The sequence below is a fragment of the Nocardioides gilvus genome, assembly GCF_003194605.1.
Classification (GTDB): domain Bacteria; phylum Actinomycetota; class Actinomycetes; order Propionibacteriales; family Nocardioidaceae; genus Nocardioides; species Nocardioides gilvus.
In genome coordinates, this window is sequence record NZ_QHKY01000003.1 from 323,892 (window position 1) to 347,304 (window position 23,413).

General features: G+C 70.2%; 25 protein-coding genes and 3 tRNA genes. 7 read left to right on the forward strand and 21 right to left on the reverse strand.

What is annotated here, in order from left to right; all coding sequences use genetic code 11:
• The first annotated feature begins 28 nt into the window (after window positions 1-28).
• The 3 genes from DNK52_RS10450 (at window position 29) to DNK52_RS10460 (ending at window position 2,228) form a co-directional block, all read left to right on the forward strand.
• Complete coding sequence (locus DNK52_RS10450) at window positions 29-1,066, forward strand: adenosine deaminase (protein WP_110240934.1); 1,038 nt, start codon at window positions 29-31, stop codon at window positions 1,064-1,066.
• Window positions 1,063-1,623, forward strand: coding sequence for a DUF4190 domain-containing protein (locus DNK52_RS10455; RefSeq protein ID WP_204163485.1), 561 nt, complete (start codon window positions 1,063-1,065; stop codon window positions 1,621-1,623). The genes DNK52_RS10450 and DNK52_RS10455 overlap by 4 nt, the downstream gene beginning before the upstream one ends.
• Before the next feature lie 227 nt (window positions 1,624-1,850).
• Entirely contained in the window at window positions 1,851-2,228 is a 378-nt protein-coding gene (locus DNK52_RS10460) for a DUF4190 domain-containing protein (protein WP_204163486.1), read from the forward strand.
• A gap of 79 nt (window positions 2,229-2,307) precedes the next feature.
• On the opposite strand, the gene DNK52_RS10465 is transcribed toward DNK52_RS10460, so the two are convergent.
• The 13 genes from DNK52_RS10465 to DNK52_RS10525 form a co-directional block, all read right to left on the reverse strand.
• Complete coding sequence (locus DNK52_RS10465; protein WP_110240935.1) at window positions 2,308-3,360, reverse strand: UDP-N-acetylmuramate dehydrogenase; 1,053 nt, start codon at window positions 3,358-3,360, stop codon at window positions 2,308-2,310.
• On the reverse strand, window positions 3,353-3,787 hold the full coding sequence (locus DNK52_RS10470; RefSeq protein WP_110240936.1) for a MaoC/PaaZ C-terminal domain-containing protein: 435 nt from the start codon (window positions 3,785-3,787) through the stop codon (window positions 3,353-3,355). Before DNK52_RS10470 ends, DNK52_RS10465 begins: the two co-directional genes overlap by 8 nt.
• Window positions 3,784-4,221: an FAS1-like dehydratase domain-containing protein gene (locus DNK52_RS10475; protein ID WP_110240937.1), complete on the reverse strand. Its 438-nt coding sequence runs from the start codon at window positions 4,219-4,221 to the stop codon at window positions 3,784-3,786. Before DNK52_RS10475 ends, DNK52_RS10470 begins: the two co-directional genes overlap by 4 nt.
• A 68-nt stretch (window positions 4,222-4,289) precedes the next feature.
• A complete protein-coding gene (rpmG, locus tag DNK52_RS10480) occupies window positions 4,290-4,460 on the reverse strand; it encodes a 50S ribosomal protein L33 (protein WP_162598726.1) in 171 nt (56 codons plus the stop codon).
• A 71-nt stretch (window positions 4,461-4,531) separates the two neighbouring features.
• Window positions 4,532-4,605: transfer RNA gene (locus DNK52_RS10485), tRNA-Met, on the reverse strand.
• A gap of 44 nt (window positions 4,606-4,649) precedes the next feature.
• Window positions 4,650-4,722 (reverse strand) — tRNA-Thr (locus DNK52_RS10490).
• 130 nt (window positions 4,723-4,852) lie between these two features.
• The gene (locus tag DNK52_RS10495) at window positions 4,853-6,253 is read right to left on the reverse strand and encodes an amidase (protein WP_110240939.1); all 1,401 of its coding nucleotides are present in this window, start codon (window positions 6,251-6,253) and stop codon (window positions 4,853-4,855) included.
• A gap of 24 nt (window positions 6,254-6,277) precedes the next feature.
• Window positions 6,278-6,979 carry an LrgB family protein gene (locus DNK52_RS10500; RefSeq protein ID WP_110240940.1) on the reverse strand — a complete coding sequence of 234 codons (702 nt, stop codon included), beginning with the start codon at window positions 6,977-6,979 and terminating at the stop codon, window positions 6,278-6,280.
• Complete coding sequence (locus tag DNK52_RS10505; RefSeq protein ID WP_110240941.1) at window positions 6,976-7,347, reverse strand: CidA/LrgA family protein; 372 nt, start codon at window positions 7,345-7,347, stop codon at window positions 6,976-6,978. Before DNK52_RS10505 ends, DNK52_RS10500 begins: the two co-directional genes overlap by 4 nt.
• Window positions 7,344-8,054, reverse strand: a complete 711-nt coding sequence (locus DNK52_RS10510; RefSeq protein WP_338036726.1) for a DNA-3-methyladenine glycosylase I — start codon at window positions 8,052-8,054, stop codon at window positions 7,344-7,346. Before DNK52_RS10510 ends, DNK52_RS10505 begins: the two co-directional genes overlap by 4 nt.
• Window positions 8,047-9,039 carry a pirin family protein gene (locus DNK52_RS10515; protein ID WP_239455495.1) on the reverse strand — a complete coding sequence of 331 codons (993 nt, stop codon included), beginning with the start codon at window positions 9,037-9,039 and terminating at the stop codon, window positions 8,047-8,049. Before DNK52_RS10515 ends, DNK52_RS10510 begins: the two co-directional genes overlap by 8 nt.
• Window positions 9,036-11,375, reverse strand: a complete 2,340-nt coding sequence (locus DNK52_RS10520; protein WP_110240942.1) for an FdhF/YdeP family oxidoreductase — start codon at window positions 11,373-11,375, stop codon at window positions 9,036-9,038. The genes DNK52_RS10515 and DNK52_RS10520 overlap by 4 nt, the downstream gene beginning before the upstream one ends.
• 65 nt (window positions 11,376-11,440) lie before the next feature.
• Window positions 11,441-12,706 (reverse strand): multidrug effflux MFS transporter, encoded by a 1,266-nt coding sequence (locus DNK52_RS10525; protein WP_204163487.1) that lies wholly within the window; start codon window positions 12,704-12,706, stop codon window positions 11,441-11,443.
• Window positions 12,707-12,770: 64 nt separating this feature from the next.
• On the opposite strand from DNK52_RS10525, the gene DNK52_RS10530 reads away from it, so the two are divergent.
• Complete coding sequence (locus DNK52_RS10530) at window positions 12,771-13,628, forward strand: hypothetical protein (RefSeq protein WP_110240943.1); 858 nt, start codon at window positions 12,771-12,773, stop codon at window positions 13,626-13,628.
• Between the two features lie 52 nt (window positions 13,629-13,680).
• Window positions 13,681-14,394: a histidine phosphatase family protein gene (locus DNK52_RS10535; RefSeq protein WP_204163488.1), complete on the forward strand. Its 714-nt coding sequence runs from the start codon at window positions 13,681-13,683 to the stop codon at window positions 14,392-14,394.
• Window positions 14,395-14,416: 22 nt separating this feature from the next.
• Here the strand turns inward: DNK52_RS10535 and DNK52_RS10540 are convergent, their stop codons facing one another.
• The 5 genes from DNK52_RS10540 to DNK52_RS10560 all read right to left on the reverse strand — a co-directional run bounded on the left by DNK52_RS10540 (window position 14,417) and on the right by DNK52_RS10560 (window position 19,443).
• Entirely contained in the window at window positions 14,417-15,043 is a 627-nt protein-coding gene (locus DNK52_RS10540; RefSeq protein WP_275426148.1) for a response regulator transcription factor, read from the reverse strand.
• Window positions 15,040-16,281, reverse strand: a complete 1,242-nt coding sequence (locus DNK52_RS10545; protein ID WP_110240945.1) for a sensor histidine kinase — start codon at window positions 16,279-16,281, stop codon at window positions 15,040-15,042. The genes DNK52_RS10540 and DNK52_RS10545 overlap by 4 nt, the downstream gene beginning before the upstream one ends.
• A complete protein-coding gene (locus tag DNK52_RS10550; RefSeq protein WP_110240946.1) occupies window positions 16,278-17,033 on the reverse strand; it encodes an ABC transporter permease in 756 nt (251 codons plus the stop codon). Before DNK52_RS10550 ends, DNK52_RS10545 begins: the two co-directional genes overlap by 4 nt.
• Window positions 17,034-17,101: 68 nt before the next feature.
• A complete protein-coding gene (locus tag DNK52_RS10555; protein ID WP_110240947.1) occupies window positions 17,102-18,028 on the reverse strand; it encodes an ABC transporter ATP-binding protein in 927 nt (308 codons plus the stop codon).
• Between the two features lie 89 nt (window positions 18,029-18,117).
• The gene (locus DNK52_RS10560; protein WP_204163489.1) at window positions 18,118-19,443 is read right to left on the reverse strand and encodes an MFS transporter; all 1,326 of its coding nucleotides are present in this window, start codon (window positions 19,441-19,443) and stop codon (window positions 18,118-18,120) included.
• A gap of 81 nt (window positions 19,444-19,524) precedes the next feature.
• Here DNK52_RS10560 and lhgO point away from each other — a divergent pair, with 81 nt between their 5' ends.
• Window positions 19,525-20,766: an L-2-hydroxyglutarate oxidase gene (lhgO, locus tag DNK52_RS10565; protein WP_110241208.1), complete on the forward strand. Its 1,242-nt coding sequence runs from the start codon at window positions 19,525-19,527 to the stop codon at window positions 20,764-20,766.
• A gap of 86 nt (window positions 20,767-20,852) precedes the next feature.
• Here the strand turns inward: lhgO and DNK52_RS10570 are convergent, their stop codons facing one another.
• Both DNK52_RS10570 and DNK52_RS10575 read right to left on the reverse strand, forming a co-directional pair.
• Window positions 20,853-22,061, reverse strand: a complete 1,209-nt coding sequence (locus DNK52_RS10570; RefSeq protein WP_110240949.1) for a glycoside hydrolase family 16 protein — start codon at window positions 22,059-22,061, stop codon at window positions 20,853-20,855.
• A 168-nt stretch (window positions 22,062-22,229) separates the two neighbouring features.
• Window positions 22,230-22,312, reverse strand: a tRNA-Tyr gene (locus DNK52_RS10575).
• A gap of 110 nt (window positions 22,313-22,422) precedes the next feature.
• On the opposite strand from DNK52_RS10575, the gene DNK52_RS10580 reads away from it, so the two are divergent.
• The gene (locus tag DNK52_RS10580) at window positions 22,423-22,914 is read left to right on the forward strand and encodes a YajQ family cyclic di-GMP-binding protein (protein WP_110240950.1); all 492 of its coding nucleotides are present in this window, start codon (window positions 22,423-22,425) and stop codon (window positions 22,912-22,914) included.
• 90 nt (window positions 22,915-23,004) lie between these two features.
• On the opposite strand, the gene DNK52_RS10585 is transcribed toward DNK52_RS10580, so the two are convergent.
• On the reverse strand, window positions 23,005-23,406 hold the full coding sequence (locus DNK52_RS10585; RefSeq protein ID WP_239455496.1) for a VOC family protein: 402 nt from the start codon (window positions 23,404-23,406) through the stop codon (window positions 23,005-23,007).
• Window positions 23,407-23,413: the final 7 nt, after the last annotated feature.

The following is a 23,413-nucleotide window of genomic DNA, read 5'->3' on the forward strand; positions in this document are numbered from 1 at the left end:
GGCGCCCCTTTCGGTTACCGTCTCTGGCATGGCATTCCCGCGCGATCTGATGTCACTGCCCAAGGCGCACCTCCACCTGCACTTCACCGGGTCGATGCGGCACGCCACCCTGCTCGAGCTCGCCGAGCGTGACCAGATCTCGCTGCCCGACTCACTGGTCTCCCAGTGGCCTCCGCAACTCTCGGCCGCGGACGAGAAGGGGTGGTTTCGCTTCCAGCGGCTCTACGACGTGGCGCGTTCGGTGCTGCGGACCGAGGACGACGTACGCCGCCTGGTGCGCGAGGCGGCCGAGGACGACGTACGCGACGGGGGGCGGTGGCTGGAGATCCAGGTCGACCCGAGTGGGTACGCATCGCGTTTCGGTGGGATCACCGCCTTCACCGAGCTCGTCCTCGACGCCGTGGACTGCGCTTCGCGCGAGACCGGTCTGGGGATGGCCGTGGTGATCGCCTCGAACCGCACCAGGCACCCCCTCGACGCGCGCACGCTGGCGCGCCTCGCCGCCCAGTTCGCCGGACGCGGAGTGGTGGGGTTCGGCCTCTCCAACGACGAGCGGCGCGGGCACACCGAAGACTTCCGAGGGGCCTTCGAGATCGCCCGTCGCGCCGGGCTCGCCTCACTCCCCCATGGCGGCGAGCTCCGCGGGCCCGATCACGTCCACGCCTGCCTCGACGCGCTGCACCCGACCCGGCTCGGCCATGGAGTCCGATCGGCCGAGGATCCCCGCCTGTTGGAGCGGATCGTGGCGGCCGACATCGCGCTGGAGATCTGCCCGGTCTCCAACGTGGCGCTGGGTGTCTACTCCGACCTGACGTCGGTCCCGCTGCCCCAACTGCTGGAAGCGGGGGCAACCGTCGCCCTCGGCTCGGACGACCCGTTGCTCTTCGGATCTCAGCTCGCTGGCCAGTACGCAACCATGCGCGCAGCCCACGATCTGGACGACGCGCAACTCGCCGAACTTGCCCGAATGTCGATTCGTGCCTCGCGCGCCCCCGACTCGGTGAAAGAATCCGTGCTGGCCGAGATCGACGAGTGGTTGACCGGTCCCACGATGGGAGAAAAATGAGCGACCAGCCCGGCAATCCGTACGGCTCCACTCCGGGAGAGGGCGAAGAGCCCACCAACCCGTACGGGCAGCCGCCCGGCACGCCCTACGGTCAGCCGCCGTCCTACGGGCAGCCGCCGCCCTCGTACGGGCAGCAGCCGCCCCAGGACCCCTACGGCCTGCCGCCGACCCACAGCCAGCCGGGCCAGAGCCCCTACGGCCAGCCTCAGCAGAACCCGTACGGCGGTGCGCCGGGCTATCCCCCGCCGGGACAGCCGAACTACGGCATGCAGCAGCAGAAGCAGTCGCAGGCCACCACCGCGCTGGTCCTGGGCATCCTCGGTCTGGTGTGCTGCAGCTTCCTCGCCCCCGTCGCCTGGATCCTGGGCCAGAAGTCGGTGCGCGAGATCGACGCCAGCGGTGGCGCCCTCGCCGGTCGCGGTGAGGCGAAGGCCGGTCAGGTCCTCGGCATCATCGGCACCGTGATCTTCGCGCTCGTCGTGATCTGGATCGTCGTCGCGGTCATCAGCGCCATCGGGTCCGGCACGACGACCACCACGTCGTGGGAAAGCCCCTGAGCGACACAGCGTCATGAACTGACATTGCGTTCTGACTGAAGCCTCCGTCCCCACCGGGCGGGGGCTTCAGTCGTCCAGACAGTGCGCCCGACGAGGCCTTGGACGACGGCATCTGGCAACTTCAACTGGCCCACATTTCGATTCACGCCTCCACGCCCCGGCTCAGTGGAAGAATCCGTGGTGGCCGAGTCGACAAGTGGTTGACCGACCCAACCCCGGGGAGAGACATGAGCGATCAGTCCGGCACTTCTTACGGCTCCACCCCGGGTGAAGGCAACGAGCCCACCAATCCGTACGGGCAGCCACCCAACTTTCAGCAACCGGCCTACGGCATGCAGCAGCAGAAGCACTCGCTGGCCATCGCCGCGTTGGTCCTGGGCATCCTCGGTCTGGTGGGGTGCCTCTTCTTCGCCCCCGTGGCCTGGGTCCTGGGGCGGAAATCGGTGCGCGAGATCGACGCCAGCGGTGGTGCCCTCGGCGGCCGCGGTGAGGCGAAGGCCGGTCAGATCCTCGGCATCATCGGCACCGTCATCATCGTGGGCGTCACGCTGTTCGTCCTCGGCGTGTTCCTCTTCGGCTCCTACTTCATGGAGACAAGCCCCTAGACGTGGGGCAACCCCGCTCGACCAAGGCAGCACTGCCCCCCCCTGTTGCCTCCGCCTCCTCGGGGGAAGGTTCAGTCGTCTAGAGGGTGAGCCCGACCAGTACGGGTTCGTTGACCAGGCGGACATTGAAGGCCGCCTCGACGCCGTCACGCACCGTGCGGGCCAGGACCAACAGGTCCGCGGCGCTCGCGCCACCCCGGTTGGTCAGCGCCAACGTGTGTTTTGTCGACAAACCGACCCGCCCGCCCACCCCTTCGGGCACGTACCCCTTGCTGAACCCGGCCTGCTCGATCAACCACGCCGCGCTGGTCTTCACGGTGCCGTCGGGCTGTGCGAAGCGCGGCGCCCCCTCCGGGAGGGTCGCCGCCTGCTCCGGGGTCAGCAACGGGTTGGTGAAGAAGGACCCGGCGCTCCAGGTGTCGTGGTCCTCCGCGTCGAGCACCATGCCCTTCCCGGCGCGCAACGCCAGCACTGCCTCGCGTACGTCGGTGGCCGGCGCCCGCTGCCCGACCTCGACGCCCAGGGCGCGGGCGAGCTCGGCGTACGCCACCGGCCCGGCGAGTGAGGCCGTCGGGAGCTGGAAGATGACCTCGAGGATCAGGAAGCGGTCGGGCTCGGCCTTGAACCGGCTGTGTCGGTAGGAGAAGCCGCAGTCGGCGGCCGCGAACGTACGCTGCCGCTTCTCGACCCTGTCCCAGGTGCGGACCTGGGCGATCGTCTGGGCGACCTCCTGGCCGTAGGCGCCCACGTTCTGCACCGGAGTCGCGCCCACCGAGCCGGGTATCCCCGAGAGTGCCTCCACCCCGGTCCACCCGGAGGCGGTCGTGTGGGCCACGAAGTCGTCCCACGTCTCCCCTGCGGCCACCTTGACGACGGCGCCCCCGCAGGAGGTGTCGCCGGGCTCGACGTCGGCGCTGATCCCGTGGCTGGTGATCCGCACGACGCGCCCCGCGAAGGGCTCGTCGCTGATGACCAGGTTGGAGCCCCCTGCCACCAGGAGCACCGGGACGCCGCGCTCGTCGGCGTCGGTCACCGCAGCGATCAACTCGCCTTCGGTGTGGGCCTCGATGAGGTCGGTCGCCGGACCGCCGAGGCGCAACGTGGTCAGCTCGGCCAGTCGGACCTCAGCCACGCGGCACCGCCAGCAACGCCTTCGGCATGCCCAGGACCTTGGTGCCCTCACAGGTGACCAGGAGCGCCAGCGACACGTGGACCCGAGCAGGGTCCTCGGGGTCGTCCTCGACCTTCTTGACAGTGCCCGAGACCTCGATCTCGACGGCACCGTCGGCCGGGACCACGACCGGGTGGGTGAACTTGCTGCCGATCTCCCGGACCTCCGCGGTGGGGAACCAGGCGCGTACGGCGTGGGCCATCAGACCCATCGTGTACATGCCGTGGGCGATCACACCGGGAAGTCCGACGGCCAGCGCCACCGCCTCGTCCTGGTGGATCGGGTTGTCGTCCCCGCTCGCGGTGGCGTAGGCGACGAGGTCAGCGCGGGTGATGGCGTACGTACGCGGTTCCAGGACGGCACCGACCGTCGGCGTCGTGAGGCTCATGCGCCCTCCTCCTGCTCGTCGGACGGGTGCTCATCAGTCTCGGGCCCACGGTGCACCAGCGTGGCCAAGGCGGTGCAGACCACGGCGCCGTCGGCGTCGGTGAAGGTGCTGGTGGTGCCGACGATGTCGTTGCCGCTGATCTGACGCAGGCTGGCGACAGTCAACGTCGCCACCAGGGTGTCACCCGCCACGAGGGGACGTACGTAGGAGAAACGCTGCTCGCCGTGGACGATGCGCTGGAGCTCGACCTGCTCGGCGTCCAGGAAGGTCTGCATCGCCTCGAAGGCCAGGATGATCGGATAGGTCGGCGGGGCACTGCCGTCCGGGGCCGCGCCACCGGTGGCAGCCGCGAAGGCCGCGATCGATGCCTCGGTGACGTGGTGGGGTGCGGTCGGCGGAAAGGCACGACCGACCAGGGACTGGTCCAGTGACATGGATCAAAAATAGCGACAGACCCACCCGAACAGGTCGGGTGGGTCCGTGCCGAAGAAGTGGGCGAGCCTCAGCGGGTCTCGCGGTGCGCCTTGTGCGTGCGGCAGCGCGGGCAGAACTTCGCCATCTCCATGCGGTCGGGGTCGTTCCGACGGTTCTTCTTGGTGATGTAGTTGCGGTCCTTGCAGTCCACGCACGCAAGAGTGATCTTGGGGCGAACGTCAGAGCTCTTGCTGGCCACGGGATGTCCTTCGTCGAATGCTTGGTGTGATGCCTTGCCGATGCTACCGGCTTGATGGTGATCAGGCTTCGTAGCGAGGGCGGGACTCGAACCCGCGACACCACGATTATGAGTCGTGTGCTCTAACCACCTGAGCTACCTCGCCACAGGGTGTGAGTTTGCCTTCCGGAGAAGACCGACCCGTCCCAGAGCCCCTTTACGGAATCGAACCGTAGACCTTCTCCTTACCATGGAGACGCTCTGCCGTCTGAGCTAAAGGGGCAACGAGGAAGAACAGTACACATGCATCGACGGGGTGCAAAATCCACCCCCGGATGCTGGTCAGCGCCTTCGGAAGAGGGGTCGACAGAGCTCCTGGAAGCCTCTCCCGAGCACGCTCCCAGAAGGCTGTTTCAGAGCCCGACGCGACCCCACGGTTGCGCCTGCTCCAGCTGCAGCGAGAGCGCCAGCAGCAGCGCCTCCTGCCCCCATCCACCGCACAGCTGCATCCCCTGGGGGAGGCCGGCCGCCGTGGTCGCCAGGGGCAGGCTCACGGCCGGGTCGCCGGTCGCGTTCTGCAGGGGCGTGAAGGCCACCCAGTCCATCAAGCGGTCGATCACCTGCTCGTACGGAGCCGTCGGGTCGAGGTGGCCGACCAGCGGGGTCTCGGTCGCCAGGGTCGGCGTCAGAGTGACGTCGTACTTCTCGTAGTGACGGGCCGAGGAGACCTTGGACAGACCCATCGCGGCGATCGCTGCGGGCAGTTTGACCAGGTTGCGCTCGCAGTGCCGGGCCAGACCCAGGGTCAGGTTGTCGAGCTGGGCGGGGTCCCACGAGCCGCGGTGGGCCCGCGGCCCGGTCCGGACCAGGAACATCGACAGCATCGACCAGTAGAGGAGGAACTGGTCCGCGAACCAGTCCGGCACCGGCGGAGCCACCTCCTCCACGTCGTGGCCCAGGCCTTCGAGCAGCGCCGCCGTCTTCAACGTGAGCTCGCGGACCTCCGGCGTGGCGGCGCGCCCGATCCCCTCGGTCACCACCGCGATGCGCAGACGACGGTCCAACGGACGGGTCACGTCCCCGACCGGAGGCAACGACTTGTCCAGGTAGATGCGCTCGCTCTCGCGGAGGAAGGCGGCGGTGTCGCGGACGGATCGGGTGAGGACCCCGTCGGAGACGATCTTGACCGGCATCTGGCGGGTCTGCAGGTCCGACGGGATACGTCCGCGGGTGGGCTTCATGCCCACCAGGCCACTCACCGCCGCCGGGATCCGGATCGAACCGCCGCCGTCGTTGCCGTGCGCCATCGGCACCGCCCCGGCCGCGACCAGCGCTGCTGCCCCCGATGAGGAGGCCCCGGCGTAGTGGTCGCTGTGCCACGGGTTGCGGACCGGTCCCTGGCGGGGGTGGTCGCAGGCCCCCGAGAAGCCGAACTCCGAGAGCCGGGTCTTGCCCACGGTCACGGTCCCCAGGGCTTCGAAGAGACGGGCGGTGTCGCCGTTGGCCGGGCTCGGCGGGGCCACGAAGGAGTCGGTGCCGTGCTGGGTGGGGAGCCCCTCGACGTCGATGTTGTCCTTCAACACGATCGGCACGCCCGAGAAGGCGCCGGGCGGCGGCGCCGAGGCGGTCCGGCGGGCCCGCTCGTAGTTGTCGACGGCCAGCGCCCCCAGGCGCTCGTCGACGGCAGCGATGCGGGCGATGGAGGCTTCGACCAGCTCGCTCGAGGAGACCTCACCGGCTCGGAGCTGTCGCACCAGTTCGACTGTGTCGTGGTCACCGAGGGCGTCGTCACCGTAGGCGTGAATGGGTTGCATTCTGGGCACCTTAGGCGATCTGGGTCACAGCAACCAGAGCACCAGCGGCAACAACACGCTGGTCGCCAGCGCGGTGAGCCCCATCGAAAGGCCGGAGAAGGCCCCCTCGGTCTCGCTCTCGGTCAACGCCCGGGAGGTCCCGATGCCGTGGGCCGAGGCGCCCATGGCCAGCCCACGCGCCCGCACGTCGCGGACCCGCGCCAGCGTCAGCACCGCGGGGCCGAGCACCGCACCCAGGATGCCGGCCACGATGGTGACGATCGCCGTCAGCGCCGGGACTCCTCCGACTTGTTGCGACAGGGCGATGGAGATCGGGGTCGTGGCGGCCTTCGGCGACATCGTGAGAGCCAGGACCTCGGTGCCTCCACACAGCACCACCAGCCCGTACGCGGTCAGGATCGAGACCAGGGCACCGATCGGGATCGCCACCGCCATCGGCACCACGACGCCGCGCAGTCGGCTGGTCTGGCGGTGCAGCGGCACCGCCAGCGCGACGGTCGCCGGGCCCAGCCAGAAACTGATCAACCGGGCGTCGTCCGCGTACGCGGTGTAGTCGACGTCGAGCAGGAGCAGGGCTGCGGCCGTGCCCGCGATGCTGACCACCACCGGCTGGGCCAGCGCGTGGCCTCGGGTGCGTCGGCGCAGCCAGATGCCGCCCTGGTAGGTCAGCAGCGTCACCAGGACCAGCGCCAGCGGGGAGGTCAGGGCCTCGCGCACCTCGCTCATGCCACGCCATCCTGATCGCTGGCGTGGGCGTGCTCACGACCGGCGAGCTGCACGATCCAGCCCACCACCAGGAGTCCTGCCAGCCACGACCCGACGAGAGCCACGGTGATCGGGAGGGCCTCCTGGCGCAGCACCGCGGCATGGGCGATCACTCCGACCCCGGCCGGCACGAAGAAGAGCTGCAGGTGCTTCAGCAGGCCGTTCGCGGCCCGGACCGTCCCCGACCCGGATGCGGGGCGGCGCCACTGCAGCCAGCCGAAGAGCAGGACCATCCCGACCACCGGGCCGGGCACGACGAGACCGGTGAGGTCGACCAGCACCTCACCCAGCAACTGGCACAGCAGCAGGACCGTCAGGCCCCGGATCACTCGACCGCTCCCGCGCCGGGCACGTGGGTGGCGCCGACAACATGGGTGCCCGTGGCGCCGTACCGATGGGCGCCGCTGGCGCCGTGTCGATGGGCGCCGCTGGCGCCGTGTCGATGGGCGCCGCTGGCGCCGTGTCGATGACAGTCACGCAGATGGGGGTCGAAGAGCCCGATCGCCTCCATCAGCGCATGCATCGTGGTGGGCCCGACGAAGGTGAATCCGTGGGCCTTCAACGCCTTGGAGAGGGCGTGTGACTCCGGCGTCGTGGTGGCTCCCTGAGGCTCGACGTGACGCTGGGGGCCTCGGGCCAGGACGAACTCCTCGAGACCGCCGGAGTCGCGCAGGGCAACGACGGCCCGTGCGTTGACCACGGTCGCCTCGATCTTGCGGCGGTTGCGCACGATGCTCGCCGCACCCATCAACCGCTCCACGTCGACCGGCCCGTACGCCGCCACGACGTCGGCGTCGAAACCGGCGAAGAGCGCACGGAAGGCGGGCCGCTTGGCCAGGATCGTGCGCCACGACAGCCCTGACTGGAACGCCTCCAACGTGAGGCGTTCGAAGTAGGCGGACTCGCCGCTGACCGGCACCCCCCACTCCGTGTCGTGGTAGTCGCGGTCCAGCGGGCTGGCCATCGCCCAGCCGCAGCGCGCGAGACCGTCGTCGCCCACCACGGCACGGGGCACCGCAGGCACCGTCTCAGCCACGTGGCCGCAGCGTGACGTTGGGCAGCTCCGGGGCCGGGAGAGGCGCGAGGTGCTGGCCAGTGACGACGCCGAACCGACCCGGGTTGACCTCGGTGCTGTCAGGGACCAGCACCCCGTCACGGTGCACCTGGGCTTGCCACTCGTCGCGGGCCTCGGTGATCTCCGCCTGGCTGCGCCCGATGAAGTTCCACCACATCAGGATCTGCTCCCCGAAGGGCGGCCCGCCGAGGACGACGATCCGAGCGGTCTCCTGGGCGGTGACGGTGACGTGCTGCTGGCCGGTGCCGAGGTAGAGCAGCTCGCCGGGAGCCACCTCGTCGGCGCCCACCCGCAGGCTGCCGGAGTCGAGCAGGAACCCGTGCTCGTACGTCGGGTCCACCTCGAGGGTGAGGCTGGCGCCGGCCTCGAGGAGCAGCTCGGCTCCCAGGAGGGGGGTGAAGGTGCGGACTGGCGAGGTGTCGCCCAACAGTGACCCGAGGAAGACCCGGGCCTCCCACCCCTGCCCCGTGACCGGCTCGGGCACGTGGTGCTCGAAGCCCGGATCGACGGCACGGGCCTCCGCAGGCAGGGCGACCCACAGCTGCACCCCGTGCAGGGTCTCGGTCTGCGGCGTGGAGATCTCGGAGTGGCTGATGCCCCGACCGCCGGTCATCAGGTTGAACTCCCCCGGTCGCACCATCGCCGTCACACCGGTGGAGTCGCGGTGCTCGACCTCGCCGGTGAAGAGCCAACTGACGGTCTGCAGGCCGATGTGCGGGTGCGGAGGCACGTGCATCCCGCCGGTCTCGGAGACCGGGTCGGGGCCGTAGTGGTCGAGGAAGCACCACGCGCCGATCAGCGACCGGCTCCGGGCGGGGAGCGTACGGCGTACGGTCATGGCGCGCGGGCCACCCAGGGGCACCTCGCGCGGCGTGATCAGCTCGACGGTGACGTCCTTGCCGCAAGCCATCAGTTGCTCGGCGGGACGGGCCTCGGGGTTGGTCACCCGACCTTCCCCGTCCCGGGACCGGCCGTGACCGACCCTTCGGCCTGGCGGGCGAGGAGACGTACGATCACCGACTTGGACGCCGGCTGGTTGCTCCCCACCGCGACGTGGTCCAGCGGGACCAGGGGGTTGGTCTCGGGGTAGTAGGCGGCCGCACAGCCGCGGGGCTGGTCGTAGGTCACCACCCGGAAGTCGTCGGCGCGGCGCTCGACACCGTCGTCCCAGACCGAGACCAGGTCGACCCGGTCTCCGTCGGACCAGCCGAGGTCCCGGATGTCGTCGGGGTGCACGAAAACCACCCGGCGCCCGCCCTTGATGCCGCGGTAGCGGTCGTCGAGGCCGTAGATCGTGGTGTTGAACTGGTCGTGGGAGCGCAGGGTCTGCAGCAGCAGGTGGCCGTCGGGGACCTCGAGGACCTCCAGGGGACTGACCGAGAAGACCGCCTTGCCGGACTCGGTGGGGAACGTACGCGAGTCGCGCGGCGGGTGCGGCAGGACGAAGCCACCGGGGACGTCGACCTTCTCGGCGTAGCCCCCCGCGCCCGGGACCACGCGGCCGATCCGGTGACGGATCTCGGTGTAGTCGTCGCGCAGGAGGGCCCACGGGACCGAGTGGTCCGGACCCAGGGTGGCCAGAGCCAACGAGCAGATGATGTCCACCTCCGAACGCAACATCGGCGACGCCGGCTCCAGCGGCCCCCGCGAGGCGTGCACCGCCGACATGGAGTCCTCGACGGTGACGCGCTGCTCGGTCCCCCCGGTGAGGTCGCGCTCACTGCGACCGAGTGGCGGCAGGATCAGCGCCGTCCGGCCGGTGACCACGTGGGACCGGTTGAGCTTGGTGGCGACGTGGACGGTCAGGTCGGCCTTGACCATCGCGGCCTCGGTGACGGCGGTGTCCGGCGCCGCGGAGACGAAGTTGCCACCGACGGCGAAGAACACCTTCACGTCACCGTCACGCAGCCCACGGATCGTGTCGATGGTGTCGAATCCGTCCTCGCGCGGCGCCGTGATCGAGAACTCGGCGTCCAGGGCGTCGAGGAACGCAGGCGGCGCCTTCTCCCAGATGCCCATCGTCCGGTCGCCCTGGACGTTGGAGTGGCCTCGCACCGGACAGAGACCTGCACCGGGCTTGCCGATGTTGCCCTGGGCCAGGGCCACGTTGGTGATCTCCTTGATCGTGGCCACCGAGTTCTTGTGCTGGGTGATGCCCATCGCCCAGCAGATCACCGTCGCCTTCGAACGGCGGAACTCGGCTGCCAGAGCCTCGATGGTCGCGTCGTCGAGCCCGCTGGCCCGCTGCAACTTGTCGCGGTCGAGGGCGCGTACGTGCTCGAGCCAGGCCTCGAAACCGTTCGTGTACTGGTCGATGAAGTCGTGGTCGAGGGCGTCGTTGCCGTGCTCGTCGGGGGTGGCGAGCGCCGCCCCGAGTGCTTGGAAGAGGGCGAGGTCGCCGTTGAGTCGCACCGGCACGTGCAGGTCGGCCAGCTCGGTGCCCTTGCCGACGATGCCGCGCGGCTTCTGCGGGTTCTTGAAGCGGACCGTGCCCGCCTCGAGGAGCGGGTTGATCGAGACGATCCGGGCTCCGTTGCGCTTGGCCTTCTCCAGCGCGGAGAGCATCCTGGGGTGGTTGGTGCCCGGGTTCTGGCCCATCACCACGACCAGCTCGGCGGTGTGGATGTCCTCCAGCGTCACCGACCCCTTGCCCACTCCGATGGTCTCGTTCAGCGCTGAGCCACTCGACTCGTGGCACATGTTGGAGCAGTCGGGGAGGTTGTTGGTCCCGAAGGAGCGAACGAAGAGCTGGTAGACGAACGCTGCCTCGTTCGAGGTCTTGCCCGAGGTGTAGAAGGAGGCCTGGTGGGGTGAGGAGAGTCCCCGCAGCTCGTCGGCGACCAGGGCGAAGGCGTCGTCCCAACTGATCGGCTCGTAGTGGGTGGCGCCGGGACGCAGCACGACTGGCTGGGCGATCCGGCCCTGCTTGCCGAGCCAGAACTCACTGCGCTCGCGCAGGTCCTCAATGGAGTGCTCGGCGAAGAAGTCGGCCTCGACCAGGTGCTGGGTGGCCTCCTCGGCGACCGCCTTGGCGCCGTTCTCGCAGAACTCGGCGTGGTGCCGCTCGCCCGGCGCCGGGTCCGGCCAGGCACAACCCTGGCAGTCGAAGCCGTCGACCTGATTGAGCTTGGGCAGGACTCGCGCGGTGCGTGTCGCGCCCATCTCGGCGTTGGCGAACTCGAGCGCGACCGCGACCCCCTTGACTCCGGCTGCGGCGCGAGCGGGCGACGAGACCTCCAGGTCGGCTTCGTCGACGTCGTGGTGCGGGGGCGGCTTGACCATGGCCCCATCCTCCCCCAACGCGGCGACAAATCCGAGGGGCCCCGACCACCGACTGTCGCCCGGCCTCACATCAGGTCGGTGGGCTCCAGCTCCTGGGGATGCGTCGGCGGGACCGCCTCGCGGGACTCCACTGCACAGTGCCACGACCAGCAGAGTTGTCCGAGCACGACCATGACGAGCGAGGCACCGGCGAAGGCCAGCGTCGAGGTGGCCAGCAGCGGTGCGAGCGCAAACGCGACGCTCGCGTTGAAGAGCAACGTGATGAAGGTCGACCCCGACGTCACTGCACCGCGCCGGGCCGGGAAGAGGTCGAGCGCCATCAGCTGCAGGGTCGGGTAGGCCATCGCGCTGCCCAGCGCGACGAACGCGCACCCGGCGACCGCCCACGGCACTTCCTGACCCCGGGGTGAGGCAGTCAGCGCGACGCCGATGCCGGCGCCCACGATCGCCACGGTGTAGCCCGCACTGACCAGACGGCGTCCGCTGATCCGGCCTGCTGCGCGACCCGAGATCCAGGAGCCCAGGGTCATCGCGGCGATCATCGGGACGAAGAGCACCCAGAAGTCGAGCTCACCCAGACCCAGGAGCTCGCCGACGAAGATCGCCGCCCCACCGATGTAGACGAACTGCGCCCCGAAGAGGAGGGTCCCCGACCACGCGATCCGGTGGAAGGCTGCGGTGCGGAAGATGTCGGCGAGCCCGCCCAGGACCGCCGCCGGGCGCAGCGGCGTACGTCGTTCGGGCGGGTGACTCTCAGGCAGCACCAGGAGCGAGGCCCCGACCAGCACCACGCCCAACGCCGCCATGAAGCCGAAGACCCACTGCCACGACCCGAACTGCAGCAGCACTCCACCGACCATCGGGGCGATCGCCGGCGCCAGACCGAAGATCATCGCCACCCGACTCATCAACACCTGCGCCTGGGGACCTTCGAAGATGTCTCGGATGACGGTGCGGCTGACGATGGTGGCTGCCCCCGCGCTGAGCCCCTGGACGACCCGGAAGACGAGGAGCGTGGTGAGGTCGGGCGAAAAGGCCGCCCCGATCGAGGCGCACACGTAGACCGACAACCCGGCGACCAGCACAGGCTTGCGACCCACGGCGTCCGAGAGCGGCCCGTGGAAGATGCTCATCACCGCGAACGAACCCATGTAGGCGGTCACGATCAACTGCATCTCGGCGGTGGTCGCGTCGAACTCGTCCCCGATCTGGCCGAACGCCGGGAAAGGGGTGTCGATGCTGAAGGGCCCGATCATCGCGAGCAGGGCCAGCACCACCGGGATCGCCACCAGCGCCCGCCTGCTGGTGGGGTCGATGGGTCGAGAAGTCACCGCACGAGTATGGGCACCGACGCACCGCGGCCAGCACCCGTGGCACCCGTCGTAGGCTCGTACGGTGACCGACGACACCTCCACCGGCCCCTCTCCGCAGCTGGCAGCCACGTGGCGTGGACTGCTCACCGACTCCTCTCCCCTGCCGCCGGGCGAGGCTCCGCTGCTCGCCGCAACCACGGCGTACGACGGCCGCCGGAGCACGTACGGCGGCCTCCTCGGACCGCTCGCGTTGACGGAGACCGATCTGCCCCACGTGCGCGGCCTCGCCCACCCGATCCACCTCGTGCTGGGCGGCGGCGCTGGGGCGATCGCCGGGCCGATGGGGTTGGCGACTCGGCTGGGGCTGCAGGTCGACGCCGTGCGGATCACCCTGCGGGACCCCGCGGACCTGGCGGGGAACGTACGTCGGGTGGTCGCTGCGCTCGACTCGGCGCGCGACGAGGGCGTGCTGGACGACGAGGTCCGGGTGCACCTCGAGGTGCCGCTCGAGTCCCGTCGCCCCACCGGGGGTTGGCTGCGCGCGGTCGACGAGATCGGTGCCGCCGAGCTGGCCCTGCACCTGCGCGTGGACGACCCCTACGGCGGGCCACCCCCGAGCGCTGTGCAGGTCACGGAGCTGATCGACGCCGCCCTGGACCGGGAGACCCCCTACTCCGTCTCCGGCGCCACGCGGGCCGTCTCCGGCGACGGCGCGTACGGCGTACTCAACCTGCTGCTCGCCACCCGGCAGGCCTTCGACGGCCTCGGTCACGACGAGGTCACGGCCACCCTGTCGCAGTCGGCTGTGCCTGACCTGGTCGCGGCCCTGCGCGCCGAGGAGTACCTGCCGGGGGCGCGGCGCTGGTTCACCTCGGCGCTGCTCAGCGACGTCGAGACGGTGGCCGACGAGTTGGCCGCGACCGGCCTGCTGGACGGCTGACCCCGGTCCTGGCCGCCGGCCGTCCTCCCGCCCGGGCGCTAGGCTCGCGGGCGTGAGCCCGTCGTCGCCCCGTCCCGTCCGTCTGATGCTGATGCGCCATGGCCAGACCCATGGCAACGTCGCCGGCGCCCTCGACACCGCGATGCCCGGCCTCGACCTGACCGACCTGGGTCGAGCCCAGGCGAGGGCCGCGGCCCGGGCGCTCGCCGAGCGGGCCGTCGACGGCCGTGCGGTCGAGGAGTTGTACGTCTCCCGGCTCGTCCGGACCCACCAGACCGCGGCGCCGACCGCCGAGCAACGCGCACTGGCCCCCGTCGAGCTCGAGGGGATCCACGAGATCTCCGCCGGCGCCTTCGAGATGGCCCGCGACCACGACTCGGTGAAGGGCTACCTTGGCACCGTCCACAGCTGGGTGACCGGCGACCTCGAGGTCAGGATGCCGGGCGGCGAGACCGGCCGGGAGTTCCTGGAGCGCTACGACGCCGACGTCGAACGGATCGTCTCCGGAGGCGGTGAGACCGTCCTGCTGGTGAGCCACGGAGCCGCCATCCGGACCTGGGTCTCCTCCCGGGTGCCCGAGGCCGCTGGCCGTCCCGAAGCGGTCCAGCCGTTGCACAACACCGGTCTGATCACCGTCGAGGGCCACCCGAGCACTGGATGGCGCCTCCTCGATTGGCACGCCGACCCCGTGGGCGGCTCCTACCTCGAGGACGACTCGGCGCCCGACCCGACCGCGGAGCCGGTCTCCGACGTCGAACCCGCCTGAGGACCTGACCAGCTCCGCTGGCTCAGATCCAACCCATCCGGCGCGCGGTCGCCACGGCCTCGTGGCGGTTGGTCGCGCCCAGCTTGGTGGCCGCGCTGGAGAGGTGGTTGCGCACCGTGCCGGCGGAGAGATGGACCCGTCGGGCGATCTCCTCGACCGGGGCCGCGTCGCCCGCCGCCTCCAGGACGTCCGCCTCCCGCGGGGTAAGGGGCGAGTCGCCCGCGGCGATCGCCTCGGCCGCCAGCTCGGGATCGACGTGCCGCCCGCCCGCGTGGACGACCCGTACGACCTGGGACAGCGTGGCCGCCGAGGTGGTCTTGGGCAGGAACCCGCGTACGCCGCTGGCCAACGCCCGCTTGAGGTAGCCGGGGCGGCCGTGGCTGGTCACCACCAGACAACCGCAGTCGGGCAGGTCGGCGAGGATCGCGCGCGCCGTCTCGATGCCGTCCAGGCCGGGCATCTGCAGGTCGAGGACCGCCACGTCCACGCGGTGCTGGACGGCCGCGGCCACCGCTTCGGGACCGGTCGCGGCCTGGGCCACCACCTCGAAGTCGTCGTCGAGGTCGAGCATCTGGGCCATCGCGCTGCGGATCAGGTGCTCGTCGTCGGCCAGCAGGATCCGGATCGTGGGTGACTGCGGCGGGTTCACGACCCCTCCTGCAAGTGCGCGTGCACCGGGAGCTTGGCGGTCGAAGAGGTGGCGGAGTCGGTGGAGTCGGTGGCGGGGTCGGTGGAGTCGGCGGCCAGGTGCACCCGGACGACGTACTCCTCCCCCTCCGCCCCGTGGGTGAGACGGGCGCCCCGGGCCTCGAGGTCGGCCCGGAGGGTGGCCAGTCCGCTGCCGTCGGAGGCGGGCACGAGGCCTGGATCGACGCCGTCGTTGCGGATCTCCACCACGGCGTCGCTGTGCGTGACCCGGACGCAGGTCGCTGAGGAGTGCCGCAACACGTTGGTGACCCCTTCTCGGACCACCCGGGCGACCGGTTCGGCCCAGCGCTCGTCGAGGCCGTCGAGGTCGGCCCGGGCGTCGATCCCGGCGGAGGCGAGCAGCGAGACCGCGCCCTCCAACTCCTGGGCGAGGTCGAGCGGCCGGTAGCCGCGGGCCAACGATCGTGCCTCCCGCAACGCTTCGTGGGCGGTGGCCCGGACCTCCCTGATCCGTTCGGGGGCGCGGGCGTCACCGCGCTCGGCGAGGGTGGCAGCGAGCTCGGCCTGCACCGCGATCGTGGAGAGGTGGCGACCCATCACGTCGTGCACGTCGCGGGAGAAGCGGAGCCGTTCTTCGGCCACGGCCAGGTCGGCCTGCGTACGGCGGGCGGCGTCGAGCTCGTGGACGATGCGCAGCACCCACAACGAGCTGTGCACGGTGAAGACGAAGAAGCCGGACGCCCCGGCCCCGTAGAGGGCCCACCCCCAGACCCAGCCGTCCGCCGTGGCACCCATGACCACTGCCCCGTAGGGCACCGAGGCGCCCGAGACCCACCAGTTGCGCGAGCCGCCGAACGCCCAGGCCGCTCCCACGGTGAGCAGGAAGCCCATCTCGGCCCAGGGATCACTTCGCGACACCACCACGACGATCCCCAACGGGACCAGCACCGCTGCGACGGCGGCCAGACGCGCCGTCGGCAGCGGACCCGCCTGCGGGTAGAGATCCATGAAGGCGACGAGGCAACGGTCCCCGGCCACCATCAGGACGAGCGCGAGCGCGCCCACGAGGACGAAGTCGAGGACCCGCTCGGCCTCGGACGCTGCCGCGAGACCGCCCATCAGCAGCAGGAAGGCCAGCAACCCCCGCAGTGAACCGCGGGTGTAGAGCTCCATCCGCTGCACGTCACTGCTCAGACCCCACGAGAGCAGGCCCCCGCGGCGCGCAGTCGTGGCACTCATGTCCGGGGCTCCCAGTGCATCGAGCGGCGCGCGAGGAGGAGAGCTGCGGCGGCCCACAGCAGCAACAGGCCGAGCGCCGGCAAGGTCTCGACCCAGCTCTGCATGAACGTCACGGTCTCCTCGCCTCCTCCGGCCTCCATGCCGAACCAGGCCACTCGGACCAGGTCGTTGATCGCGGAGCCCGGCAGGTACTCCAACCACCGGCCCACCGACTCGGGGACCGCAGGGGCCATCATCCCAGCGAACGCGATCAGCATCACCGGCCCACTGGTGAGTTGGGCCGATTCGGCGGTCTTCGTCCACGACGCGGTCCACAGCGCCAGGGCTGCGAAGGTGCCGCACGCCAGGAGTACGCCGACCAGCAGAAGCAGCGGGTTGCTGGGCAGGTCGAAGCCTGCAGCCGCAGCCACCGGGACGCACAGCAGCGTCACGGCGAGGACCAGCGCGACGCCGGGCAGCGCCATGGAGGTGACGAGCTCGCCATCGCGCATCTCGCCGGTGCGCAGACGCTTGAGCACCATCTCGTCGCGCCGCGTCACGAACATCGACAACAGGTTGTAGTAGCCGGGGAAGAGCACCGCCATCACCAGCGTGATCCCGATGGCGGCCACCCCGGCCGACGGCGTCGTGTCGGGGGCCGCGAAGAGGAGGGCGAGCGGTGTCAACGGGATCAGGAAGCCGTAGATCATGGTGGTGCGGTTGCGTGCCATCAGCAGCATGTTGAAACGGGCCAGACCCACGGTGCGGGTCACGGTGCCTGTCCGGGGGCCTGTCCGGGGGCCTGTCCTGGGGCCTGTCTGGGGGGCAGTCTCCGATGTGGTCACAGCAGGGCTCCTTCGCGATCGGCGGCAACTGCCAGGAAGACGGATTCGAGGGTGGCGGTGCGGGCGGTGAGCAACTCGAGGCGCACCCCAGCCGCACGCGCGGTGACCAGCAGGTCGGTCAGCGCGCTCTGCAGGTCGTCGACCCGCAGGATCGTCAGGTCCCCGTCCCGCGAGCTCTGCGCGTCGGCGGGCCAGGACAGCGCGACGTCGGGCGTACGGAAGGAGATCTCCGACGGGTGTCCGGCGACGATCTCGGCCAACGTCCCTTCGCGGACGATCTGACCCGCCTGCATGATCGAGACCTGGTCGGCGAGGCTCTCGGCCTCCTCCAGGTAGTGCGTGGTGAGCAGGACGGTGGCGCCGTCGTGGCGCAGGTCGCGGATCAGCTTCCAGACCGCCCGACGGCTCTCGGGGTCGAGGCCGGTCGTGGGCTCGTCGAGGATGACCAGCTCGGGGCGTCCCGTCAGGGTGCAGGCCAGGTCGACACGGCGGTGCTCACCACCCGAGAGCGCTCGCATCCGGGTGTTGGCGTGCCGGGTGAGGTCCAGCATCTCCATCGACTCGGCGACGGGGCGGGCGTCGGTGGTGACAGCCGCCCACATCTGGAGCGTCTCGCGCACCGTCAGGTCGCCGACGAAACCGCTGCGCTGGAGCAGGACGCCCGTACGACGACGCACCTCGGCGCGGTCGGCGACCGGGTCCAGGCCCAGCACCCGCACCGCGCCTCCGCTCGCCGGGGCGAGACCCTCGATGACGTCGAGGGCGGAGGTCTTGCCGGCACCGTTGACGCCCAGCAGGGCGTGGACGGTGCCCGGGGCCACCGTCAGGTCGATGCCACGGACGGCTTCGAAGGCGTCGTCACCGGTGCCGTAGGTGCGCCGCAGGCCGGTCACCTCGATCGCGGAAGAGGAAGGGGAAGTCATGGCTCAAGCCTCCCCCGCCCTCCCGGACTCCGACAGTGTCGGACGTCATGAGTTCTGCTCGCACGACCACGGCGCGGGGGTGACAGATGTCAGTGTTCGAGCGTGGTCCAGGCCCCGCCGGAGCGCAACGTGTCCACCGCGCCGGGGGCGGTGGCGTCCAGGTGCGCGATCGCCAGCGGCCGCAGTCGCAGCATCTGCACGATGCCGATGGTCCAGCAGACGAACTGCGCCGCCATCGCCAGGCGGAAGTCGTCGAGGTCATAGGCGTCCATCCCCGCCGGCTCCACCAGGTCGAGCGTCGCCCCGATCAACGCCATCGTGAAGAGCGCCGCCACGAAACCGCCGATGTTGACCAGACCGGTCGCCCGGCCGACCGCCGACAGCGGGGTGAACGTACGGGCGATGTCGAAGCCGATGACCGAGGTGGGCCCTCCGGTGGCGACCACCGCCGCGAGCAGCAGGACCAACCAGGTCGGCGACGGTTCGGAACGCAGGAGCACAGCGGCCCAGACCACGACGTTGGCTCCCACGACGACCACCGCCATCCGGGAGCGGTAGAAGGGGTGCCGGGTCATCAGCGCGCCGAGCACGATCCCGACGAGGATCACCCACCCGGTCATCGCCATCATCAGGGTGCTCGCCGCGACCTCGCTCCAGCCCTGCCCGCGGACCAGGAAGGGGAATCCCCACAGCAGCATGAAGACGGTGTGCGGGAACTGGGAGGTGAAGTGCACCCAGAACCCGAGGCGGGTGCCCGGGTTGCGCCAGACCCGTCCCACCTCGCGGCCCAGTTGGGCCAGGGTGAGCGACGGCGCCTCACCGAGGGCGTACGGCGAGTTCTTGACGGTCATCAGGACCGCGACCATCAGCACCACGCCGATGGTCGAGGTGAGGGCGAAGGTGCGGGTCCAACCCAGGTGGGTCAGCAGCAGGGTCAAGGGCGCCGCGGCCGCGATCGAGCCGAGCTGGCCGCTCCAGCCGGTGACCTGGGTGATCATCGGGATCTGCCGTGGCCCGAACCACACACTCACCAGCCGGAGGACGGTCACGAAGACCATGGCGTCACCGGCCCCGACGAAACCTCGGGCCACCACCGCGACGGGGAAGGACTCCGCAAAGGCGAACGCGAACTGGGCGCCGGTCATCATCACGAGCCCCGAGACCAGCAGGGCGCGCGGGCCGAAGCGGTCCAACAGCACGCCGACCGGGACCTGCATCGCGGCGTAGACGATGAGTTGCAGGACGGTGAAGAAGGCCAGCTCGCTGGCCGCGATCCCGAAGCGGTCGGAGGCGAGCAGCCCCGCGACGCCCAACGAGGACCGGTGGAAGACCGCGAGCACGTAGACCGCGACAGCGACGCTCCAGACCGCCCAGGCCCGGCGTCGCCCGATGTCGTGGATCTGGGGGCCGTTCACCGAGCCATTCTGCGCCCCGCCACGGGTTCCGGGCCAATGGACGCCTCCCGCACCCGCGACCATGCCCCGCACAATGTGCGCATGGAGTCCAGTGCCGCACCTCGTGACCTCGGCCGTTTCGACGTGGTGGTCGTGGGCGCCGGCCTGATCGGCCTCGCCACCGCTCGCGAGCTCCTCACCCGTCGGCCCGGGCTGCGCCTGGCGGTCGTGGAGGCCGAGGAGGAGGTGGCGGCCCACCAGAGCGGCCACAACTCCGGGGTGGTGCACGGCGGGATCTACTACGAGCCCGGCTCCCTGAAGGCGCGACTCTGCGTCGAGGGTGCTGCGCTGATGTACGAGTACGCCGCCGAGCACGCGATCGCCCACGAGCGGTGCGGCAAGGTCGTGGTCGCCGTCCGCCCCGCCGAGCTGGGACGACTCGACGCTCTCGAGCAGCGGGGCCGGGCCAACGGGGTGCCGGGCCTGCGCCGGGTCGGGCCCTCCGAGCTGAGGGAGATCGAACCGAACGCCACCGGCCTCGCTGCGCTGCACGCGCCCGGGACCGGCATCATCGACTACCCGGGTGTCGCCAGAGCGATCCGCGCCGAGCTCGAGACGGCCGGTGTCGTCTTCCACCTGGGCACGCGCGTCACCGGCCTCACCGAGGCCGTACGCGTCGTCCTCGACGCAGTGGGTCCGCACGGGCCCGTCCGAGTGAGCGCCGAGCGGGTGATCACCTGCGCCGGCCTCTGGGCCGATCGGTTGGCGCGCAGATCGGGCGCCGACCCGGACCCACAGATCGTGCCGTTCCGCGGCGTCTACCTGCGGCTGCGGGCGACGCCGACCCCGGTCGTACGCGGCATGGTCTACCCCGTCCCCGACCCGACGTTGCCGTTCCTGGGAGTGCACGTGCACCGTCACGTCGACGGCCACGTGATGATCGGCCCGAGCGCGATGCTGGTCCCGTCCCGCGACGGCTACCGGCTCAGCCACGTGCGGGGCCGCGACGTCGTCGAGACGCTCACCTGGCCGGGCACCTGGCGGGTGGCGCGACGGTGGTGGCGCACCGGGATCGAGGAGATGGCGATGGCGAGCAGCCAGCGGCGCCACCTGGCGGCCGCTCGGGCGTACGTCCCCTCGCTCGCCGCCGAGGACCTCGACGGCAGCTTCCACTCGGGCGTCCGGGCCCAGGCCGTGGCCCGCGACGGGACGTTGGTGGACGACTTCGTGATCTCGACGCAGGGCGCGGTGACCCACCTGCGCAATGCGCCCTCGCCGGCCGCGACCTCGGCCTTCGCCCTGGCCAGGGAGCTGGTGGACCGGTTCGAGGACCGTCAGAGTTGAATCGGCCAAAAATGACCTGAGCCCCGCACGGGGCGGGGCTCAGGACCGGACCGGGATGGTGCCGGTGGTGACGCGGGAAGGAACCCTCAGAGCTCCCAGACCCGGACCCAGTCGACCTTCGCGGTGTCGTTGATCGTGTTGCCGGGCTTGTAGAGAGCCGGCACCTCCCAGTCGGAGGTGAGCATGGAGAGGATCATGTACTCCGGCGCCCTGGAGACGTAGCGGCTGGTGCGGAAGTACTCCCGACCGTCGACCCGGAAGATGTAGCGCTTGGGCGTCCACTCCACCGAGTACACGTGGTAGTTGTCCCAGAACTGCTGGGGCCCCTTGAGGGTGTTGGTGTGCCCGAAGACGTCACCGAACGACCGCCACTGGCCACCCTTGGTGGATCGGTGGAGCTTCGTACCGATCCCCTGCTCACGGCCGCTGTCGCGCTGGCCGAAGTACTCCATCACGTCGATCTCGGCGCCCTTGCCCCGACCCTTGGGCTGCATGCCGTAGAGCGGGTTCATCCAGAAGGCGGAGTGCATCCCGCGGGAACGCTGGACCTTCATGCGGGCGGCCGCATAGCCGTACTTGAAGGAGTACTTGCGTGCCGTGGAGAACTGGGTGTTGCGCAGGTAGGGCAGGGCCTGGCGCTTGCCGTTGACCGTGATGCGGCACTTGCCGCGGCGCTTCGGGTTCTTGCTGACCCCCATCGTGACGGCACCGCCACGCACCGACGTGTCGGCCTTCGTCGGCTTCGCGCAGGTGCGGACGCCGGGCAGGTGCTTGCGCCGGTCGTGGGTCCACTTCTTCTTGTCGAGCTTGCGGCCGGAGAACCCGTCGGAGAAGTCGAGCTTCTTGGACCACTTCTTCATCTTCGCGGGCTTGCTGACGCCCTTGCGGACCCCGCCGTACGCCGGGCTCACCACGCGGTAGTGCCGCGTGGCACCGCTCACCTTGAAGACCGTCTGGCCGGTGCGGTCCTGCCTCTTCCTGGCCACGTTGGTCCACTTGCCCTTGCGCTTGCCCTTGGTGATCTTGCGCTGCAGGACCACGGTGCGACCGGACTGGGCCGGCGAGACGTCGACCGAGACGATGCCGCCCTTGGGGGCACGGGTCGCTCGGGGGCCGGCTTTGGCGATCGGAGGCAGTGCCCGGATGTGGACCGAGGCGCTGCGGCTCTTCTTGGCCTCGGCCTGCGGGGCCGTCGCGGGGATCAGCACCGCCAGCAGGGCGAGCAGGACCGCCAGGGTCGCAGCGTTCCTCAACAGGTGCTGGGAGCGGTCAGGGCGTGGCAGTGCGGCATGCATACAGAAGCGTCCTCAAACATGGTTCCCGGGATCGTGCGTCCCCCTGACTGTAGAGGCCATTACCAAGGGAAGCCACCGAACGCGGATCCGAGGCGGGAGCGCCCGGGTGAGGTCGCCGAAATTGTCTCAGGCCCCCGCCTGTGGCAGGGGCCTGAGTACCCGTGAGGGTGGCAGATGAAGGATTCGAACCTTCGAAGGCGTAAGCCGACGGATTTACAGTCCGCTCCCATTGGCCGCTCGGGCAATCTGCCTTGTCCAGCCACCCGGACCTGTTTGGGCTCCGGGCAACTACGGGAGACAATACCCACGCACCATCCGAGATGAAAAATCGCATCCCCGTCCGACAATGCAGGAGACACCCATGGCTGACTCGTCGTTCGACATCGTGAGCAAGCTCGACCGCCAGGAGGTCGACAACGCGCTCGGCCAGGCGGCTCGCGAGGTGGCCACCCGCTTCGACTTCAAGGGCACCGGAGCCACCATCGAGTGGCAGGGCGATCAGGCCATCGAGATCACCGCTTCGGCCGACGATCGCGCCAGCGCCGTGCTCGACGTCTTCAAGGACAAGCTCGTCAAGCGCCAGCAGTCACTCAAGATCCTCGACGCCTCCGAGCCACGACCCTCGGGTCAGCAGTCCAAGATCTCGATCACCCTCAAGGAGGGGATCACCACCGAGGACGCCAAGAAGATCTCCAAGCTGATCCGCGACGAAGGGCCCAAGGGCGTCAAGGCGCAGATTCAGGGCGACGAGCTCCGGGTCTCCTCCAAGAAGCGCGACGACCTCCAGGCCGTGCAGCAGCTGGTCAAGAGCCAGGACCTCGAGTTCGCGGTGCAGTTCACCAACTACCGCTGAGGTAGCCCGCCCCGCACAACTCGCAACAACACAACGCGGACGTCTGCAGTCATCTGGTGACTGTAGGCGTCCGCGTTCTTGCGTCGGGCACTACGCCCAGGGCTGCTCGTCGTCCTCGCAGAGACAGAAGGGGTGGCCGGCCGGATCCAGGTAGACCCGGAATCCCTGCTCCACAGCCTTGTCGCGTGAGTCGTCCGGGTCCGCCAGCACCGCCCCGACCGCCAGCGCGTGCTCGTGGCAGGTGTCGAGGTCGACTGCCGTGAGGTCGAGGTGGGCCTGCTGCTGGGGCAATCCGTCCGGCCACCGCGGCGGGACGTGGTCGGGCGCCTGCTGGAAGGCGAGCTTGGTGCCGTCCGGAAGCCTCAGGTCGGCCCACGAGTCCGTGCTGTCGGGGTGCACCTCGAGGCCGAGCAGATCCGCGTAGAAGCGGGCCAGCGCCAACGTGTCCGGGCAGTCGAGGACGAACGAACGCATCGTCGGGAGTCCATTCATCGCTCGA

What these genes read in the sequence shown, in the direction of transcription:
- DNK52_RS10450 (WP_110240934.1), top strand. Translation starts at nt 29, where the DNA reads ATGGCATTCCCGCGCGATCTGATGTCACTGCCCAAGGCGCACCTCCAC.
- DNK52_RS10455 (WP_204163485.1), top strand. Translation starts at nt 1,063, where the DNA reads ATGAGCGACCAGCCCGGCAATCCGTACGGCTCCACTCCGGGAGAGGGC.
- DNK52_RS10460 (WP_204163486.1), top strand. Translation starts at nt 1,851, where the DNA reads ATGAGCGATCAGTCCGGCACTTCTTACGGCTCCACCCCGGGTGAAGGC.
- DNK52_RS10470 (WP_110240936.1), bottom strand. Translation starts at nt 3,787, where the DNA reads ATGAGCCTCACGACGCCGACGGTCGGTGCCGTCCTGGAACCGCGTACG.
- DNK52_RS10475 (WP_110240937.1), bottom strand. Translation starts at nt 4,221, where the DNA reads ATGTCACTGGACCAGTCCCTGGTCGGTCGTGCCTTTCCGCCGACCGCA.
- DNK52_RS10495 (WP_110240939.1), bottom strand. Translation starts at nt 6,253, where the DNA reads ATGCAACCCATTCACGCCTACGGTGACGACGCCCTCGGTGACCACGAC.
- DNK52_RS10500 (WP_110240940.1), bottom strand. Translation starts at nt 6,979, where the DNA reads ATGAGCGAGGTGCGCGAGGCCCTGACCTCCCCGCTGGCGCTGGTCCTG.
- DNK52_RS10520 (WP_110240942.1), bottom strand. Translation starts at nt 11,375, where the DNA reads ATGGTCAAGCCGCCCCCGCACCACGACGTCGACGAAGCCGACCTGGAG.
- DNK52_RS10545 (WP_110240945.1), bottom strand. Translation starts at nt 16,281, where the DNA reads ATGAGTGCCACGACTGCGCGCCGCGGGGGCCTGCTCTCGTGGGGTCTG.
- DNK52_RS10555 (WP_110240947.1), bottom strand. Translation starts at nt 18,028, where the DNA reads ATGACTTCCCCTTCCTCTTCCGCGATCGAGGTGACCGGCCTGCGGCGC.
- lhgO (WP_110241208.1), top strand. Translation starts at nt 19,525, where the DNA reads ATGGAGTCCAGTGCCGCACCTCGTGACCTCGGCCGTTTCGACGTGGTG.
- DNK52_RS10570 (WP_110240949.1), bottom strand. Translation starts at nt 22,061, where the DNA reads ATGCATGCCGCACTGCCACGCCCTGACCGCTCCCAGCACCTGTTGAGG.
- DNK52_RS10580 (WP_110240950.1), top strand. Translation starts at nt 22,423, where the DNA reads ATGGCTGACTCGTCGTTCGACATCGTGAGCAAGCTCGACCGCCAGGAG.
- DNK52_RS10585 (WP_239455496.1), bottom strand. Translation starts at nt 23,406, where the DNA reads ATGAATGGACTCCCGACGATGCGTTCGTTCGTCCTCGACTGCCCGGAC.